Raw genomic sequence first — 16,941 nt, 5'->3', positions numbered from 1 at the left:
TCACATGCAATTCAAACTAATTGTCGCATTTGTTGACGACGGTGTAACAGACGAAGTTATGAAAGGCGCCAGAATGGCTGGAGCCACTGGCGCAACGATAATAAATAATGCTAGAGGTGAAGGTATTAAACGCCAAAGAACCTTTTTTGGTATGCAACTTGAGACACAAAGAGACGTATTACTTTTTGTCGTTGAAGAACATTTATCAAGAAAAATTCTAGAACGGATCAGTAAAATCGCAGGGTTTGACCAAGATCCGGGTAAAGGTATTGCGATTCAACTAAATGTCGAAGATGCTGTTGGCGTAGCTCATCAAGTAGAACGCTTAAAAGGCAAAGTTGAGGAAGAACTATGATCCATAAATTAGTACAAGTTAAAGATGCAATGACCACTGATAACTATCAATTTGCTGATGGCATGATGACTGTTGCTGAAGGTATTAAATTAGCAAAAAAGCATAATGTTAATGCCTTAATTATCAATAAGCGTAATCCTCAAGATGAATACGGTTTAGTGATGCTTGCTGATATTGCGAAAGAGGTCTTAGCAAAAGACCGTTCGCCCGACCGGGTAAACTTATATGAAATAATGGCAAAACCTATCTTAAGTGTTAACCCAAATATGGATGTAAGATATTGCGCTCGGTTATTTGAACGCTTTAGCATTCACTTAGCCCCCGTTGTTGCAGACAATGAAATTGTTGGCATGGTTGATTACATTAATATGGTTTTTAGCCAGGTAGAATAGCAACCCTGTTATAAAGTCTAAGGTGATGCTTTAGGCTTTATTATGAGTAAAACATCTTGGCGTTTTAAAAGAAAAATAAGCGGTGATAAAAAACACGCCCATAACGATTAATGTGCCGGTGTCTCCCTGATAAGGTGTAATAACATTAAAGTAAAATAAAGCATTCTCTAATAAGCCAACACCCACACCGATAATAAATAAAATATAGCCACTAGACTGCCCTTTTGCTCCGATAAGTTTGGCCAACAAATAGCCTAACACAGGTATAAAAGACCAAATAAAGAAGACCACTATTGAAAATATAATGGCTGACAAAGCAAGACTTTGCTGTGATAGAACATTAATAACCGAGTAAAGTTTAACCAAACAATAGCCAATATATAAATACAAAAATAACATCTACAACTTCCTAAAATAACGATAACCCAACTATAATAACAAGCAGTATAAAAATTAACTTATGCTAGAACAAACAAAGACCACTTAACTATAATTAACTAGCAAATAATGCTTTAGCTATTGTTCAATAAATCGTTACCGTGAGCTGAGTTATCGATTAGTTAGTTTGATTAATTAAATTAATAAGTCAGTTATCACAGCTGACAATTGATTATATAAAACATTTCTCATTGACGTTTTTCGCCATAACACACCAATTTCTCGATAATAATCTTGATCTAATGGTGCAATGGTTAACCCCTCATTTTCCCCAATATTTTTCTTTACCGCCATCTCAGGCAAAAAAGTAAAACCTTGATGAAAAGCGGTCATCTGTACCAATGTTGACAAGCTTGACGCAGAAAAAGAATGAATACGCGATTTATCAGCAAGTTTACATGCCGACAAGGCATGCTCAGTAAGGCAATGTTCTGATGATAATAAGAAAATACTCTGTTCTGGTAAATGTTTATAACTGTCTGTTTGTTGAAAGGTCTCTACTAGCCTTTTATTACCTGCCATAAAAAACCTGTCTTTACCTACTAATCGACAATGAAAGTTATTTACTGCTATTGGCAACGCTAGAATCAACACATCTATTTCACCATTATTAAGCATATTCATTAAGTTTTCAGTAGTATCTTCACGTAAAAATAAGGCTAAATCAGGAAGTTTACTTTGGCAGGCGCGCACAAAATCGGTTAATAGGAATGGCGCAATCGTTGGAATACAACCAATACGTACGGTGCCGGTATACTCACTACCTTGTTGTTTTGCAAAGTTGACTAATTCGTTGGCCGAGACTAATAACTGTCGGGATTTTTCAACAACTTCAATGCCCTGAGTAGTAAATAAAAAAGATTTGTTGTCACGTTCAATTAATTGACAATTTAGCTGTTCTTCTAATTTTAGAATAGCGCTGCTTAAGGTTGACTGACTAACAAAGCATGCACTAGCTGCTCGATGAAAATTTTGTTCTTGGTAAAGCGCAATTAAATAGCGTAAATGTTTAAGATTCGGTAAAAACATAAGGCAAAGTCCAAAGGGTAATGACGATTAATTTATCACATCACAATTAAATAAAACGATTATGATTTAACAAACACCGAATAAGGACCCTAGGACAAAAGTATAAATTTATTGTTAACTTGTCATTTTAATCAATAAACCGAGTATAAAGTTGATGAATATTAATTCAATCCATCGATTTCTTTAATTTTTTCTAAAGATACGGTAAAGTTAGAGGATTAATTTACACCATCATATAGGAAGCAACATGTCACAAGCATCAGCACGTCATTTATTAGTAGATACAGAAGAGCAATGTTTAACGCTTAAAGCACAAATCGAAGATGGAGCAGATTTTGCGGTTGTAGCGCAGGAGCACTCAAACTGTCCTTCAAAAATGCAAGGTGGAGATTTAGGATCATTTGGCCGTGGTCAAATGGTACCAGAATTTGATGAAGTGGTTTTCACTGCTGATTTAAACACAGTTCAAGGACCAGTAAAAACGCAATTTGGTTATCATTTATTAGAAGTAACGGCTCGCTCTTAATAGTCAGCTTGCTTAAAAATCGATAAAGGAAAGGTTATCAATGGCAAAAATTATAATATTGATGCTTCTTTTATCGATTGCAAATCACTGCCAAGCTAATTCTATTGCAATTGACGCGGTAAAAGCAGATGAAAAAATAATTCATTACCTTGCTGATAAATCTATCACTAACTTTCAAATAACTTACCAGCAACTCGAGCTTGGTGATATTTGTGGATTTGTTGGTTGCCAGTGGCGAAAACTCGTTTCTGTCGTCGTAACGTCTAGAAGTGCTAATGCACCATCAACAACCATTGTCGCGCTTGTTGAAGGCATAGTACCTAATAACCAAGAACAACCTAAGGTTACCTTTGTAACGTTAAACAATAGCCTACCCAACACGCTAACCTTTATTAATTAACGAACGCGTTAATACCTTATTAATTTGTTAGATACTTTCATTATTTTCTCGAATCTTTATTTATTTTTCCTTATATAAATCATTGCCTATTTCACAAATATCACTTCGCATAAATTTTTTTAAACAATAGTTTATTGATATAGTTGTTAATTAAATATTAATAATAGATCAATTTGTTGCTAAAGATGTTAAATCAATGTTACGTTTGATTTGTCAGCAAAGACTGGCTAAAAAATCCTCAAGGCCATTGGAGGACAAATTAATCAAAGGAATGAGGGAGGAAAATAAAAATATCGCTTGGCTTTTAATGCAAGTATAAATTAAGTAAAATTAGGAACACTTAATGCAAAATAATAATAAGATTTCTCAACTTTCATTCCTTATTGGCGCAGCACTTACCGCTGCAACAATGAACGCAACAGCTGTTGAAATGAGCGCTAGTTCACTGCAACAAGAAACAAACACCGGAACACCGGTTATGGCACCAGCAAGCCCAAGTCCAGTGCTTGGAAATTACCCGCTGGTAATCAAAAACCCTGCAGAACAAGCCTTTCAAAACATCATTTCAAATCAAAGCTCATACGGCTCAGTTGGTAATGAAAAATTTAAAGTTCGACGCCAATGGACTGATGAATTAGGTAAAAGCCATACTCACTTTGATCAAACGATTAACGGTATTAAAGTTTATGGTACAAGTATGATTATGCATACTAATTCGCCAATAAATACTTTTAACGCAAGTAACAGTGCAAGTAGCGTTTATAAAGTTACGGGTAAATTAGCCACTAATTCATTACCTTCGTTTTCAGTAATGAACAACGCTAGTGCATTAAGCAATGACTCTGCACAAGCACTGGTTGCTGCTGAAAGTGTTGGAGACGTGTTAAATATTCCTGAGCTTGCTTACGTGTACCTACCACTTTCAGAAGAAACTAAACTCGCTTATAGACTAGAAGTATCATGGGATAATGGCGGTGAAGACTTTGGTCGTGATTTTATATACTTTGATGTGAATACTTCTGAAATCTTAGCGAGAGAGCCACAAGTACATTCTGCTAAAAATTGGCGGACATACACGCTTAATGGCGGTTCGGCAAACTCGGCTCCAGGTACTTTGTTATGTACTAACACACAAAGTTGTGGCAGTAACGCCGCAGCACAACGTGCACATGATGGCGCGTCAAAAGTGTATGACTATTATCAAAGTAAATTTGGTCGCGACAGCCTTGATAACAATGGAATGACACTCGTATCTAGTGTTGATTTAGGCGTAGTTAACGCTTATTGGACGGGCTCACAAATGATGTATGGTCAAGCATCTGGTGGCATGAACGACTTTACCAGTGACTTTGATATCATAGGTCATGAATTAACACACGGTGTCACAGATAAAACGGCAAACCTAATTTATGCCAATGCATCAGGCGCCTTAAACGAAGCTTGGTCAGATATTCTTGGTATCTCAGCCGAAGCTTACCGTAATGGCACAACAAGTTCTTCATGGTTATTGGGAGATGGTTTATATAACACTCAAGGTCAGGCCTTACGTTACATGGATAATCCAACTCAAGATAATTACTCAAAAGATTGGTACCCAGAGCGCATTCCTTTTGTAAGTAACCCAAGTAATAGTAATGACCAAGGTGGTGTTCACGGTAACTCAGGTATTGCTAATTTAGCTTATGTTTTGTTGGTAGACGGTGGTACTCATCCGCGCAACAAATCAACGGCACAAGTACCCAGTATAGGTATGGCAAAGGCCGAAAAGATTTTCTATCGTGCACTTGTTACCTACATGAATCAAAATACTAATTTTGCGGGTGCAAGAGCGGCAACAGCTCAAGCCGCACAAGATTTATATGGTGCTACCGAAAAAACAGCAGTAGAAACGGCTTGGTGTGCTGTAGGTGTTGGTGCTTGTCCGACAACAGGAACACCTCCAACGGGTAATGTATTAACCAATGGTGTTGCTGCCACGAACCTAAGTGCGTCAACAAATGCAGACGTTGTTTACACGATGGAAGTTCCATCGGGCGCAACAGATATCAGCTTTTTAACAACGGGGGGTTCTGGTGATGCTGATATGTATGTTAAGTTTGGTTCAGCACCTACCGATTCAAGCTATGACTGTCGTCCTTATAAAGGCGGAAATGTAGAGTCTTGTGCAGGTACATCAACGGGTGGAACATATTATGTTCGAGTCAAAGCCTATTCAGCATTTTCGGGAGTTAGCTTAACAGGTAGTTTTACAGAAGCTGCTACAGGAAATCCTGCGCTTAATGGTTCAGAGTCGAATGTTGCTGTATCAAAAGGACAGTGGAAGCGCTTTACTCAAGTTTTACCTGCAGGTTATGCCGATCTGACTATTAGCCTTTCAGGAGGGTCAGGTGATGCTGACTTATATATTCGCCGAGGAGCACAATCAACAGCTTCTGCCTATGATTGTCGACCTTATAAAAATGGTAACAATGAAAGCTGTAGCTTTACAACCCCTGCTGCAGGTACATGGTATATAGATATATTTGGCTATAGTACAGCTTCAGGTATGACGTTAACATTGCAAGCAAATCCATAAACTTACTTATAGTCATTACTTTATAAATAATAAGTTAAGACTAGCCAGTGCTTTTGGCTAGTCTTTTTTTATCCACTTATTTAGTTTTTTAAAACGAAGTGCTAAAAGAAGAAAAGTAATAAAAAGATAAATACTCGGTTCTATGATTTCAGACTTTACCGACCAATAAAAATGAATCCCAACAAGAACAACAGCTAAGTAAACCCAATTATGGAGCTTTTGCCAATTTTTACCCATTTTTTTTCTTAATAACGAAATTGATGTTATCGCAAGCGTTAACAAAATCAATAACCCCGCCATACCAATAGTAATATAAGGTCGTTCAAGTATTTCACTCACAAATAGTGACCAATCAAACTGCACTTCAAACACTAGAAAATTGGTTAAATGTAGGAAAGCATAAGTAAAGCTATATAAGCCTACTAATCGGCGAACTTTTAATAATATTGATATTTTAAAGCGCTTACTTAAAGGCGTTATCATTAAACTTAACAACAATAAATTAAACGCACCAATACCGGTAAAATGAATAATGGCTTCAACTGGGTCAGCGCCTAGTTGATCAGTAAAAGCCAGATAATAAGCATTGGCTAATGGTAAAAAAGCCGCGAGGTGGACAAAAATTTTAAACAAAATAACTTTATACTTCATAGAGATGATACGACTCAAGTTATTACTACAGATTAGTGGGGCAATAAAGCCCCTACTCACGATTTTACCCTGTCGCTATTTTTAAAAGTTTTTCCGTAAATCAAGGTTTCTATATAGATCGGCAACTTCCTCACCGTAGCCATTAAAAGGCAAAGTATCGATACGGTTACGCGCAAACAATCCGCCAGAAGTTAATCTTCGTTCACTGGCTTGACTCCACCTTGGATGGTCAACGTCAGGATTAACATTGGCATAAAAGCCGTATTCGTTAGGGGCTAAAATATTCCATGTTGACGCAGGAGGATGTTCAACAAATTTTATTGCAACAATCGATTTAATACTTTTAAAACCATATTTCCATGGCACCACTAAACGGATTGGCGCACCATTTTGTGCTGGTAATGTTTTGCCATAGAGACCGACACTCATTAGGGTAAGTGGGTTCATCGCCTCATCAATACGTAACCCTTCCACATAAGGGTAATCAATACCGCCGCCCATTCGCCTACTTGCTTGTCCTGGCATTTGCTCTGGGTCGTGTAAGGTTTCAAAAGCAACATACTTAGCTCGAGAGTTCGGCTGTGCCTTTTTTAATAGTTTTGATAATTCAAAGCCAACCCATGGGATAACCATTGACCAAGCTTCTACACATCGCAGCCGATAAATACGCTCTTCAAGGGCAAAACTTTTCGTTAAATCATCTAAATCTAAAGTATAAGGCTTATCACACTCACCACTTATCGTGAGCTGCCAAGGTTTAATATTGAAGTTTTGCGCATTATTAACGGGATCGTTTTTACCTATACCAAATTCATAAAAATTATTATGGCTGGTTACCTTAGCTTCAGGTGTCAACACTTCAGTATTATTAGTAGCGTCAGTCGTGAACTTTAAGGGATAACGTTGAAAGGTATTTTCTGGTTCTGATGAAAAAAAATCTAAACCTTGGGCGTTTACAGTGCTAGATATAGTTGAAGATAATAAAGTACCGGCACCGAAGAAACCCATTTGCTTAATAAGCTGCCTACGCTTTAAGTAAACACTTTCGCTGGTAACTTGATGTTCTTTTAGTGCTGATTTTCCTGGAGATTTAATTAACATATGGCTACTTCTCAGGTTATTAATTAACTAACGATAAACCAATAGACCCGAGAAATAGAGAAATACTTCATTATTTATAAAATAATATTACTGTTCTATCAATTAGCGGGCAAATTGATGTAAATAATCAACCACAGCAGAAGATTCATATAACCAAGTAACCTTTTGGTTTTCATCCGTGATTTTCAAACAAGGTACCGTACGTTTTCCACCTTCTTTGATTAACTCTTCACGATAATTCTCATTTTGATTAATATTACGTAATTCGATATTTAAACCATCGCGTTTTATAGAACGACGAACTTTCACACAAAAAGGACAAGCGGGTAATTGATATAAGCTCAAGTGTTGTGTGCTTGTATCTATTTCAGCTTGCAATTGAGTTGTTCTTTTTGGGCCGCTCGGTGAAAAAACAAAATTTAACAATAAGATAATACGACCAATAATCCAGCGAACAATAAACATAAATCAATTTCTCTTTATTTAAAAAAAAACACTAGACTGTCTAAAAACAGCCACCCTAATTTTGCGCGAGTTTAACATATCTACTTGGTTAACACTGCTTTCATTTCGCGAAAATGGCTATCTACCACATCATATCGTCAGGAATTTGATAATCGGCATAAGGATCGTCAGCTTCAACTAAATCACTTTCCACTTTATCATTTTGTACTAAAATAACACTAGCATCTAAAGTCGCTACTTTTGCTGCGGTTTCAGCTGTCACTAAATAACTCTGTTCGGTTAACCCACAAACCGCTAATCGTCCATTAACTAAAGCTCTATGGGTAACCGCGTTAACAAATAACTTTTTAATTTTACTGTTAAAGGTGTAATTATATTCTGTTTCACCACTAACATTTTTTATTTGATGGTGTTCGAGTATTTGTTGGATGCGTAGCATTTTTTCTTTGTTGGCGAGTTGTTGCTTTTTTTCTTCATTGAGCGCGGTGTCTTTCGCCAATTTTTCTTTTTGAGCTTTAGCTAAGTCTTGCTTTACTTGTTCTTGTAAACTTTCGTCTTTTGCTACGCCACTGCGTTTTTGTTTATTTGATTTACGCTGGCTTGTATTTGCTTGTCGCGCTTTTTGCTTAGTCGTTAAGCCTGCTTTTAATAGCTGATCTTGTAAAGATGCCATACAAACTCCTTAATTAGGTTTATCAATAGTAATTGTTGCTATTCTATCGGGAAAAATAGCAATAAAAAAGTAGCTCGGCTTTTCTTTGTACATAAACCGATAATAATCTTCTATCATTAAATGTTAACTTTATAAATAATAAGGTAATCTAGCACGTCTAAATATCCTAAATACACCACATTATGAATAGATTTAAACATATATTAATTGGTTTCTTGCTGATCTTATTTTTAGTTGTTACAAGTTTAGGTACTTGGATTTACAGCCAAATTGATAGCGCGTTACCGGTACTTGAAGGAAAGCGAACATTACTTGGCTTGAGTGATACGGCCATTGTTGAGCGCGATAGTCAGGGTATTGTCACCATAAAAGCGAAGAAACGTAACGATGTTGCAGTCGCCACAGGGTTTATACATGCCCAAGAACGTTTTTTTCAGATGGACTTACTGCGCCGTAATTCAGCAGGTGAACTCGCCAGCTTATTTGGCGAAAAAGCCTTGCCACATGATAAAGAGATCCGCCGTCATCGTTTTCGTGAGCGTGCTAGAGCGATAGTTGCACAACTTCCTGAAAAAGATTTAGCCTTATTAAAAGCCTATACCCGTGGTGTGAATCAGGGCATAAATAATTTAAGTTCACCTCCTTTTGAATATTTATTACTTCAACAAGCTCCCGTTTCTTGGCAAGAAGAAGACACCATATTAACCGTATTAAGTATGTACATGGACTTGCAATATGCGGCAGGTGACCGTGAAAGAACCTTAGGAAATATAAAAAACACCTTAGGTGAAGATGTCTTTAAATTTTTGAATCCTAAAGGCAGTATCTGGGATGCAGCCATTGATGGTAGTCAATATCCATCAAGTAAAATGCCAACACGTGCATGGCCTTCAGCCTCATCTGAACAAGATGCTTTAGCTGCTAATACGGTGCAAAATTTAGTAACAGATGTACCTGAGCAAAGGTATCAAGGTGAGGAGTTCCCAGGTTCAAACAACTGGGCGGTATCGGGGGAAATAAGTAAAACAGGAAGTGCTATTGTTGCTAACGATATGCATTTAGGAATACGCGTACCAAACACTTGGTTTCGGGCAACCTTTGAATATCAAAGCGATAACAATAAAGCCATCAAAGTAACAGGACTGACCCTCCCGGGAACACCTAATATCATTGCTGGCAGTAACGGTAATATTGCATGGGGGTTTACTAATAGTTATGGCGATTGGAGCGATATAATTATTTTAGATACCAATGCAGATAATAGCCAATACTTGACACCTGCTGGCTACCAAGACTTTACAGAGCATAAACATGTTATTGCGGTAAAAGGTCAAGACGCGCAGGAAATCATAGTCAAAGAAACAATTTGGGGGCCAGTTATAGGAACGAACAACAGCCAACAATTATTAGCTTATCGCTGGGTTGCTCATGATGTACAAGCCGTAAATCTGCACCAAACTCAACTCGAATTAGCCACTAGCGTTGATGAGGCATTTAACATTGCTAACCATGCAGGTATTCCGGCACAAAATCTAGTTGTCGGAGATAAAGCGGGAAATATTGGCTGGACAATCATGGGGCCTATTCCAAAAAAATCTTCCTCGTTTGGCGAAACACCTACACATTGGGGTGACGGTATCAATCATTGGCAGGGATATTTAAAAGCGGATCTATATCCTAAAATTAAAAATCCACAAAATAACCGTTTATGGACCGCAAATGCTCGTGTGGTTGGCGGGGAAATGTTAGAAAAATTAGGCAACGGCGGTTATGCACTTGGTGCAAGGGCACAACAAATCAGAGAGGGATTGCTTGCAAAAGAGGTATTTTCAGAACAAAACTTACTTGATATTGCGCTGGACGACCGCGCCATTTTTTTAAAGCGCTGGCAGAATTTTTTAATTGATAAAGTACTAACACCAGACGCGATTATCAATCATCCGCGTTGGCAAGCAGTGAAAGAAACCCTTAATACTGATAATTTATGTGCATGCACAGACTCGGTTGCTTATCGCCTTGTTAATAATTTTCGCTTGAATGTGCGTAATGATGTTTTTAGTCTACTCAACGAAAACTTAACTCACTTAGATAATGGCTACTCTTTTCACACCATTCGCCACCAAGTAGAAACACCGCTTTGGCAAATGATTAATGAACAACCAAGCAACTTTTTATGGTTGCCCGAAGATAACTGGCAAAAAGTTTTTGAGCGAGCACTCTCTACCACCTTAACGGATATGACCCAAGACCAACCATTGGCTAAAGCGACTTGGGGGCAACAAAACACCAGTAAAATACAACACCCACTTAGTAACGCTATACCCTTTATTGGTCGTTGGTTAGATATGCTGCCAATACCTCTTGCTGGCGATAGCTATATGCCTCGTGTCCAAGGAAAGTCTTTTGGTGCCTCTCAACGTATGGTGGTTTCACCGGGTCATGAGGCCTCAGGAATATTACATATGCCAACCAGCCAGTCTGGCCACCCGTGGAGCCCTTATTATGGTTTAGGTCATGATGATTGGGTACAAGGAAAGCCCTCACCTTTCTTACCGGGTGAGACAAAATATACACTGACATTACTGAGCTATTAAGCTAAATTTTCAACATTAAAATTAATATCTACAATATAAAAAGAGGAAAAGTATGACGATTCTTATCTGGTGTTTATTTGCAGCCACTCTATTGCCTTATTTAGCTAAAGCCCCTGTCGCAATAGCTATGAGTAAACTCGATGGTTATGACAATAACCACCCGCGTGCGCAACAAGCAAAACTAACTGGCTTTGGAGCCCGTGCACTCGCCGCTCACCAAAATGCTTTTGAATCACTGATTATTTTTGTCCCTGCGGTTTTACTCGCAATAACCACAAATACAATAACCGACAGTGTAACCTTCTTAGCAATTACCCACGTTGTCGCTCGAGTGGCTTACAACTTATTATATTTATTCAATATTGGACTACTGCGCTCAATTGTCTGGGGAGTAGCAACCGTGTCTTCTTTTGCCATTATTTGGCAATGTTTTCCGCAAAGCTAAAAATCTATTTCTATTATAGATTTTTTTAATACAAGCCTTTAGCAATAAAGGCTTGAACAATTTCTTCGCCCTCGCTAAAGTAATGCTATATATCCTAGCTAATAGCTTGTTTTAGTCGCCTTCATGACTTTCTTTTACTAAAACATCAGGATTCTTTCTTTTTAACCATTTTCGAAAATAATATATAGGGTGGAAGTACTGTGAGTGAAGATTTAGATCTGAATAAAATTCGTGAAAAAATAACCAAACTTGACCAGCAATTATTAGAGTTATTTGCTCAACGCCGTTCTCTCACTCTCAGTGTTGCAAAAAGTAAAGCGCATCAGATACGCCCCGTTCGCGATCAACAACGCGAGCAAGAATTATTAATACGTTTAATTAACCAAGGTAAAGTGCTTGGTTTAGACGCTCACTATGTTACCAGCGTTTATCAAACAATTATTGAAGATTCAGTATTAAATCAACAAGCCTACTTACAAACATTGGCCAACCCCAATATCCAAGTGCCTACGGTTAGCGTCGCTTTTCTAGGTAATAAGGGCTCTTATAGCTATTTAGCCAGTCATAGATATTTTTCACGCCGTGCAGCAAAAATCAATGAATACGGTTGCCAAAGTTTCAAAGAAATTATGCAACAAGTCGAATCTGGCCATGTAGATTACGGTATGCTGCCCATTGAAAATACCAGTTCAGGTAGTATTAACGAAGTTTATGACGCCCTGCAACACACTAACTTGTCAATTGTTGGTGAGATAACTCAGCCTATTGAGCACTGCTTATTAACCGCAGTAAATACCCAACTCAGCAAAATAAAAACGATTTACGCGCACGGACAACCCTTTACTCAGTGCAGTAATTTTCTCGACAAACAAAAAAACATTCGCATCGAATATTGTGACAGTACCGCTGATGCAATGGCCCAAGCGTATGAGTTGCAAGACCCTACAGTCGCCGTTATTGGCAGTGAAGAAGGTGGTCATCTCTACAAGCTTCATGCTTTAGAAAAGTCGATTGCTAACCAAGCAGAAAATCACAGTCGCTTTATTTTAGTCGCTCGTAAACCTATTGATGTCGCTGAACAAATCCCGGCTAAAACGGCATTGATTTTGGCAACAGGACAAAAAGCAGGTGCCTTAGTTGATTGTCTTATTATTTTAAAAGCAAAAGGTATCAACATGTGTAAACTTGAATCTAGACCTATTCAAGGGCGACCATGGGAAGAAATGTTTTATATTGATGTTGAAGCCAATTTGAAGAGTGCTGTACTGCAAGAGGCAATTAATGAAATAACCTCAATTACCAATTTCATTAAAATATTAGGCTGTTATCCTATTGAACATATTAGCCCAACCAGTGTACCAAGTAGCGCGATAAACGCTTAGCCGTTGTCGCTTAACTTTTAAGTTAATGGCTTTGATAAAGTCTCTACGCCAGCAATATTGACCTTACTCGACCTCGTGAAAAACACAGGTCGGTAAGGTTTTAGTTTTAAGCGTTATTCAACAACGCTTTAAGAGCTGCACGATAACATCGAACAACCCGCCTTATTTCTCGCCCATTCAGGACGTTTCTCACTGTAATGATGAAACTCAACTTGTTCATCATAAGGTTTTTCCAGAACCTTTTGTAATTCATGTAATTTACTAAAATCACCTTGCTCTGCAAGCTCAATGGCTTGTTGTGCTAAATAATTACGCAATACATATTTAGGGTTCACCTTATTCATCGCCGCTTTTCTTTGTGCTGCTGTTTTTTCGTCGTGCTGAATTCGATTAGCGTAGCTTTCTAGCCAAGAAGAAAAAAGTGCTTGATGCTGTGGCGTTAACTGCTCGTCTAGATAGAAACAATCGGCAAAATGATTGACGTTATTTGCTTTAACTTTTTCGTCGTAACTAAAATCAGCCAGTAAACGATAAAAAATAGTCATGTCTGTTTCTATATCACCCAACAAGGTTTCAAGTGCTAAAAACAATGCTGTGTCCGCTTTATGGTTTATATCTTCAGCCGTAATACCCAGTTTATTCGACATCATTTCATGCCACTGTTGTTGATACGTTTTACTGTAATTATTTAATATCACTTCTAGTGGCTTAGATTCTTCTATCAATGGATAGATAGCGTTCGCTAATTGAAATAAATTCCATTGTGAAATTTCACCCTGTTTGCCGAAGCTGTAACGCTTACCTTGGGCATCTGTTGTATTTGGTGTCCAAGACAAATCAAAATTATCAATCCAACCATAAGGACCATAATCAATCGTTTCACCGATTAATGACATATTGTCGGTATTCATTACGCCATGAACAAAACCAACCCGCATCCAATGCACCATCAATCGACAAGTGCGTTGGGCAATTTCATCAAACCAAGCTAAGTAACCTTGTACCGAGTCATTTTCGTGGTCATTTAATAAATGCGGAAAATCTCGTTTTATCGAATAATCAACGAGCTGCTTTAACAAAGCCTTATCTTTACGGTAAGCCGGTAGCTCAATACTTCCAAAACGCATAAATGACGATGACACTCGACAGACAACAGCGCCTAATTCAGCTTTCGCATTACCGTTATAAAACATATCCCGAACGACACTGTCACCCGTTAACGATAAACTCAGTGCTCGGGTGGTAGGAATACCTAAATGAAACATCGCTTCTGAACATAAGAACTCTCGTACCGATGAACGTAATACCGCTAAGCCGTCAGCCGTTCGTGAAAACGGTGTTGGTCCTGCACCTTTTAGCTGGAGAACTTTATGGCCATCTAAGGGAGTGTTTACTTCAGCTAAGTTAATGGCGCGGCCATCACCTAATTGTCCAGCCCAATGGCCAAACTGGTGTCCGCCATAACACATCGCATAAGGGGCAAATTCTTCAGGCACGACATTCCCCGTGAACAACTGTAAAAATTCATCACTTTTAAGCTGCTCTTCGCTTAACCCTAATATTGAGGCAACATCACGACTAGTCGTAACCAACTGTGGATTTGACGTTCTTTTAGGCGATACCCAAGAAAAAGCAGCGGCATGAACTTGGTGTGGAAAAATAGACTCTTCTAAATCTGCAGGTAACTGTGAAGAAAAGCTATTCTCAATATTGAAATCTAAGTAAGACAAAATAAGCGACTAATTGAAAAATAGAATTGAAAGGGAATTATTGACTGTCAGTTTCTATATTGCAATATTCATTTCAAACAAAAAGCTGATTTGGGTTATACCCTTGTCAGCTTTCTATTACTTATTTATATATTCACTTATAAATATCATTAAAAAGTAATATCTACTCAGGTAAAAGCTAGCACTGACTATTGCAAAGCTATCGTCAGTGAAGCTTTAAAAGTGCTATGGCAAGATTGACAACCCAGTATTAATTTTTGATATTCAGCGACAATAACAACCATATTTTTTTCTTTGGCCGCTTGCTTAATTTTGATAGCGCCACCATGAACAACTTTGTCAAAATCTTTAAATGTAGCGACTTTTGATCCTAAGGCTTTCATCAATTTTTTCCGTTGCGACATTGCCGGTTTTGGGTGATTAATAATCCCCTGTGCTGCACTTTCAACAAGGCTAAAGTCTTCTAAAATAATTCCTTGTGTGATCATCTTGGTGTCAGGTAACAATGCCTGCATAACCTGTTTAAACGTTACAATACTATTTTTATCGATATCTTGTTGGTAATGCTGTGCGTTCGCTGAAACACCAACGAAAAAAGCTATCACGACACTGGTAATAATCATTGTTTTTTGTATTTTATACATAGTGACTCTTATTTTATCAGTGAGGTAAATGAATAAACTAAGGTTAATAAAGTGGTTAAGTTATGATGACATTAATCGCTTTAAGGATAACCAAACAGGAAATAATCATTAATACTCGCATAAGAACAGCCAATTTACGCCAAAAATATTAAAGCACTTTAGCTTAGTTCAGTTTAACGGTAAAATAGCGGCAAATTTTAGCGCCCTATTAGGCTTTATCTTGCAAACATTAGCCCAGCTCAATTCAGGTAAATATTCAGATATAACGCATTTAACCCTCAGTGAGAATTTAACTGAATTTCCGCAAAAAATCTTTTCATTAGCAAACTCTCTTGAAGTATTAGACTTAGCAAATAACAAATTAACGGCTTTACCCTGTGAGTTTTCTTCATTGAAGAAGTTAAAGATATTATTTTTAACTAATAATAACTTTAAAAGTATTCCTGAAGTCTTAGCGGCTTGCCCACAACTAGAAATGATCAGTTTCAAAGGTAATCAATTAAGCCGAGTAGATGAAGACGTGCTGCCAACAGGAACACGTTGGTTGATATTAACTGATAATAAAATATCAGCACTACCCCATTCAATGGGCAAGCTAAGCCGTTTACAAAAATTAGCATTGGCTGGCAATCTATTACAGCAACTGCCCGATAGTATGAAAAACTGTAAAAATTTAGAATTAATGCGTCTTTCGGCTAATCAGTTAATCACACTTCCCGATTGGCTCTTTCAATTACCTAACTTGGCGTGGCTGGCTTTTTCGGGTAATAAGTTAACGCGCAGTGTTAAACCAGTGATTGATCAGATACCGAGTATTTCACCGCAAGACTTTCAACTAAAACAAAAATTAGGTGAAGGCGCATCAGGAATAATTCATCAAGCAACATGGTTAACTAGACCTACCACCATTGATTCAGATGACGATATAGCAGTAAAAATTTTTAAAGGTGAAATAACCAGTGATGGTTACCCTATTGATGAACTAAATAATTGCTTGCAAGCCGGTGAACATAAAAACTTAATCAAAGTCATTGCTAAAATCATGTCGAAAGAGCAACTTTCTTTAATCATGGAGTTAATTCCTCAGAGTTTTTATAACTTAGGTTTACCCCCTTCGTTAACAAGCTGTACTCGTGATACTTTCCCTACATCTGCCACATTAACAACAAGTCAGATAATAAAAATAGTCCTTAGCATGGCTGATACTTTACGTCATTTACATGAAAATAAAGTCAGCCATGGTGACATCTATGCTCACAATACTATGGTCGATGAAAACGCAAATATGCTGTTTGGTGATTTTGGTGCCGCTTCTAACTTGAAGGTTTTGCCTGAAACACAACAAAAAGCAATGCAAGCGATAGAAGTGAGAGCTTTAGGCTGTTTATTAGATGATTTATTGCCTTTGTCTGTTCATTTAGAAAACACTGAGCAATACCAAGCTCTGTTGATAATAAAAGAGCGTTGTATGCAAGCCGATACGTTTAAAAGACCTACCTTTTTCGCTATCGTTGAGCAATTAAAAGTACATGTTTAACCTG

17 protein-coding genes are annotated in these 16,941 nt (G+C 37.7%); 9 read left to right on the top strand and 8 right to left on the bottom strand.

Annotated elements, in window-relative coordinates:
- Positions 1 to 4: 4 nt before the first annotated feature.
- Both H4J62_RS10680 and H4J62_RS10675 read left to right on the top strand, forming a co-directional pair.
- The gene (locus tag H4J62_RS10680) at positions 5 to 355 is read left to right on the top strand and encodes a P-II family nitrogen regulator (RefSeq protein WP_070375962.1); all 351 of its coding nucleotides are present in this window, start codon (positions 5 to 7) and stop codon (positions 353 to 355) included.
- Entirely contained in the window at positions 352 to 747 is a 396-nt protein-coding gene (locus H4J62_RS10675; protein ID WP_182216508.1) for a CBS domain-containing protein, read from the top strand. The genes H4J62_RS10680 and H4J62_RS10675 overlap by 4 nt, the downstream gene beginning before the upstream one ends.
- A gap of 30 nt (positions 748 to 777) precedes the next feature.
- Here H4J62_RS10675 and H4J62_RS10670 read toward each other — a convergent pair whose 3' ends face one another.
- Together H4J62_RS10670 and H4J62_RS10665 are read right to left on the bottom strand one after the other, a co-directional pair.
- Positions 778 to 1,146, bottom strand: a complete 369-nt coding sequence (locus tag H4J62_RS10670; protein ID WP_182216507.1) for a hypothetical protein — start codon at positions 1,144 to 1,146, stop codon at positions 778 to 780.
- A gap of 174 nt (positions 1,147 to 1,320) precedes the next feature.
- Positions 1,321 to 2,214: a hydrogen peroxide-inducible genes activator gene (locus tag H4J62_RS10665; protein WP_182216505.1), complete on the bottom strand. Its 894-nt coding sequence runs from the start codon at positions 2,212 to 2,214 to the stop codon at positions 1,321 to 1,323.
- Between the two features lie 247 nt (positions 2,215 to 2,461).
- On the opposite strand from H4J62_RS10665, the gene H4J62_RS10660 reads away from it, so the two are divergent.
- The 3 genes from H4J62_RS10660 to H4J62_RS10650 all read left to right on the top strand — a co-directional run bounded on the left by H4J62_RS10660 (position 2,462) and on the right by H4J62_RS10650 (position 5,715).
- Positions 2,462 to 2,740: a peptidylprolyl isomerase gene (locus H4J62_RS10660; protein ID WP_070375959.1), complete on the top strand. Its 279-nt coding sequence runs from the start codon at positions 2,462 to 2,464 to the stop codon at positions 2,738 to 2,740.
- A 40-nt stretch (positions 2,741 to 2,780) separates the two neighbouring features.
- A complete protein-coding gene (locus H4J62_RS10655; protein WP_182216504.1) occupies positions 2,781 to 3,140 on the top strand; it encodes a hypothetical protein in 360 nt (119 codons plus the stop codon).
- A gap of 343 nt (positions 3,141 to 3,483) precedes the next feature.
- Positions 3,484 to 5,715 (top strand): M4 family metallopeptidase, encoded by a 2,232-nt coding sequence (locus tag H4J62_RS10650; protein WP_182216502.1) that lies wholly within the window; start codon positions 3,484 to 3,486, stop codon positions 5,713 to 5,715.
- A 57-nt stretch (positions 5,716 to 5,772) separates the two neighbouring features.
- Here H4J62_RS10650 and msrQ read toward each other — a convergent pair whose 3' ends face one another.
- The 4 genes from msrQ to H4J62_RS10630 all read right to left on the bottom strand — a co-directional run bounded on the left by msrQ (position 5,773) and on the right by H4J62_RS10630 (position 8,605).
- Positions 5,773 to 6,366: a protein-methionine-sulfoxide reductase heme-binding subunit MsrQ gene (gene msrQ / locus H4J62_RS10645; RefSeq protein WP_070377183.1), complete on the bottom strand. Its 594-nt coding sequence runs from the start codon at positions 6,364 to 6,366 to the stop codon at positions 5,773 to 5,775.
- 81 nt (positions 6,367 to 6,447) lie between these two features.
- A complete protein-coding gene (gene msrP / locus H4J62_RS10640) occupies positions 6,448 to 7,467 on the bottom strand; it encodes a protein-methionine-sulfoxide reductase catalytic subunit MsrP (protein ID WP_182216501.1) in 1,020 nt (339 codons plus the stop codon).
- A gap of 102 nt (positions 7,468 to 7,569) precedes the next feature.
- Positions 7,570 to 7,932: a glutaredoxin gene (locus H4J62_RS10635; protein ID WP_182216499.1), complete on the bottom strand. Its 363-nt coding sequence runs from the start codon at positions 7,930 to 7,932 to the stop codon at positions 7,570 to 7,572.
- Between the two features lie 121 nt (positions 7,933 to 8,053).
- Entirely contained in the window at positions 8,054 to 8,605 is a 552-nt protein-coding gene (locus tag H4J62_RS10630; protein WP_182216498.1) for a DUF2058 domain-containing protein, read from the bottom strand.
- 182 nt (positions 8,606 to 8,787) lie between these two features.
- On the opposite strand from H4J62_RS10630, the gene H4J62_RS10625 reads away from it, so the two are divergent.
- The 3 genes from H4J62_RS10625 to H4J62_RS10615 all read left to right on the top strand — a co-directional run bounded on the left by H4J62_RS10625 (position 8,788) and on the right by H4J62_RS10615 (position 13,026).
- Positions 8,788 to 11,199 (top strand): penicillin acylase family protein, encoded by a 2,412-nt coding sequence (locus H4J62_RS10625; protein ID WP_182216496.1) that lies wholly within the window; start codon positions 8,788 to 8,790, stop codon positions 11,197 to 11,199.
- A gap of 52 nt (positions 11,200 to 11,251) precedes the next feature.
- A complete protein-coding gene (locus tag H4J62_RS10620; protein WP_070375942.1) occupies positions 11,252 to 11,644 on the top strand; it encodes an MAPEG family protein in 393 nt (130 codons plus the stop codon).
- Between the two features lie 200 nt (positions 11,645 to 11,844).
- A complete protein-coding gene (locus tag H4J62_RS10615) occupies positions 11,845 to 13,026 on the top strand; it encodes a chorismate mutase (protein ID WP_146796287.1) in 1,182 nt (393 codons plus the stop codon).
- 128 nt (positions 13,027 to 13,154) lie between these two features.
- Here the strand turns inward: H4J62_RS10615 and H4J62_RS10610 are convergent, their stop codons facing one another.
- Positions 13,155 to 14,756, bottom strand: coding sequence for a YdiU family protein (locus tag H4J62_RS10610; RefSeq protein ID WP_182216495.1), 1,602 nt, complete (start codon positions 14,754 to 14,756; stop codon positions 13,155 to 13,157).
- A gap of 188 nt (positions 14,757 to 14,944) precedes the next feature.
- Positions 14,945 to 15,400: a hypothetical protein gene (locus tag H4J62_RS10605; RefSeq protein WP_182216493.1), complete on the bottom strand. Its 456-nt coding sequence runs from the start codon at positions 15,398 to 15,400 to the stop codon at positions 14,945 to 14,947.
- A 220-nt stretch (positions 15,401 to 15,620) separates the two neighbouring features.
- Here H4J62_RS10605 and H4J62_RS10600 point away from each other — a divergent pair, with 220 nt between their 5' ends.
- Positions 15,621 to 16,937 carry a leucine-rich repeat-containing protein kinase family protein gene (locus tag H4J62_RS10600; protein ID WP_182216491.1) on the top strand — a complete coding sequence of 439 codons (1,317 nt, stop codon included), beginning with the start codon at positions 15,621 to 15,623 and terminating at the stop codon, positions 16,935 to 16,937.
- Positions 16,938 to 16,941: the final 4 nt, after the last annotated feature.

The sequence above is a fragment of the Colwellia sp. BRX8-5 genome (assembly GCF_014077325.1).
Classification (GTDB): domain Bacteria; phylum Pseudomonadota; class Gammaproteobacteria; order Enterobacterales; family Alteromonadaceae; genus Colwellia_A.
The sequence above is the reverse complement of the archived record's forward strand: the minus strand, read 5'-3'. Positions and strand labels throughout refer to the sequence as shown.

Bases quoted from the DNA above. Each gene is read 5' to 3' on its own strand.
- H4J62_RS10630 (WP_182216498.1), bottom strand. From the start codon at position 8,605: ATGGCATCTTTACAAGATCAGCTATTAAAAGCAGGCTTAACGACTAAG.
- H4J62_RS10670 (WP_182216507.1), bottom strand. From the start codon at position 1,146: ATGTTATTTTTGTATTTATATATTGGCTATTGTTTGGTTAAACTTTAC.
- H4J62_RS10625 (WP_182216496.1), top strand. From the start codon at position 8,788: ATGAATAGATTTAAACATATATTAATTGGTTTCTTGCTGATCTTATTT.
- msrQ (WP_070377183.1), bottom strand. From the start codon at position 6,366: ATGAAGTATAAAGTTATTTTGTTTAAAATTTTTGTCCACCTCGCGGCT.
- H4J62_RS10620 (WP_070375942.1), top strand. From the start codon at position 11,252: ATGACGATTCTTATCTGGTGTTTATTTGCAGCCACTCTATTGCCTTAT.
- H4J62_RS10660 (WP_070375959.1), top strand. From the start codon at position 2,462: ATGTCACAAGCATCAGCACGTCATTTATTAGTAGATACAGAAGAGCAA.
- H4J62_RS10680 (WP_070375962.1), top strand. From the start codon at position 5: ATGCAATTCAAACTAATTGTCGCATTTGTTGACGACGGTGTAACAGAC.
- H4J62_RS10655 (WP_182216504.1), top strand. From the start codon at position 2,781: ATGGCAAAAATTATAATATTGATGCTTCTTTTATCGATTGCAAATCAC.
- H4J62_RS10635 (WP_182216499.1), bottom strand. From the start codon at position 7,932: ATGTTTATTGTTCGCTGGATTATTGGTCGTATTATCTTATTGTTAAAT.
- H4J62_RS10605 (WP_182216493.1), bottom strand. From the start codon at position 15,400: ATGTATAAAATACAAAAAACAATGATTATTACCAGTGTCGTGATAGCT.
- H4J62_RS10665 (WP_182216505.1), bottom strand. From the start codon at position 2,214: ATGTTTTTACCGAATCTTAAACATTTACGCTATTTAATTGCGCTTTAC.
- msrP (WP_182216501.1), bottom strand. From the start codon at position 7,467: ATGTTAATTAAATCTCCAGGAAAATCAGCACTAAAAGAACATCAAGTT.
- H4J62_RS10650 (WP_182216502.1), top strand. From the start codon at position 3,484: ATGCAAAATAATAATAAGATTTCTCAACTTTCATTCCTTATTGGCGCA.
- H4J62_RS10675 (WP_182216508.1), top strand. From the start codon at position 352: ATGATCCATAAATTAGTACAAGTTAAAGATGCAATGACCACTGATAAC.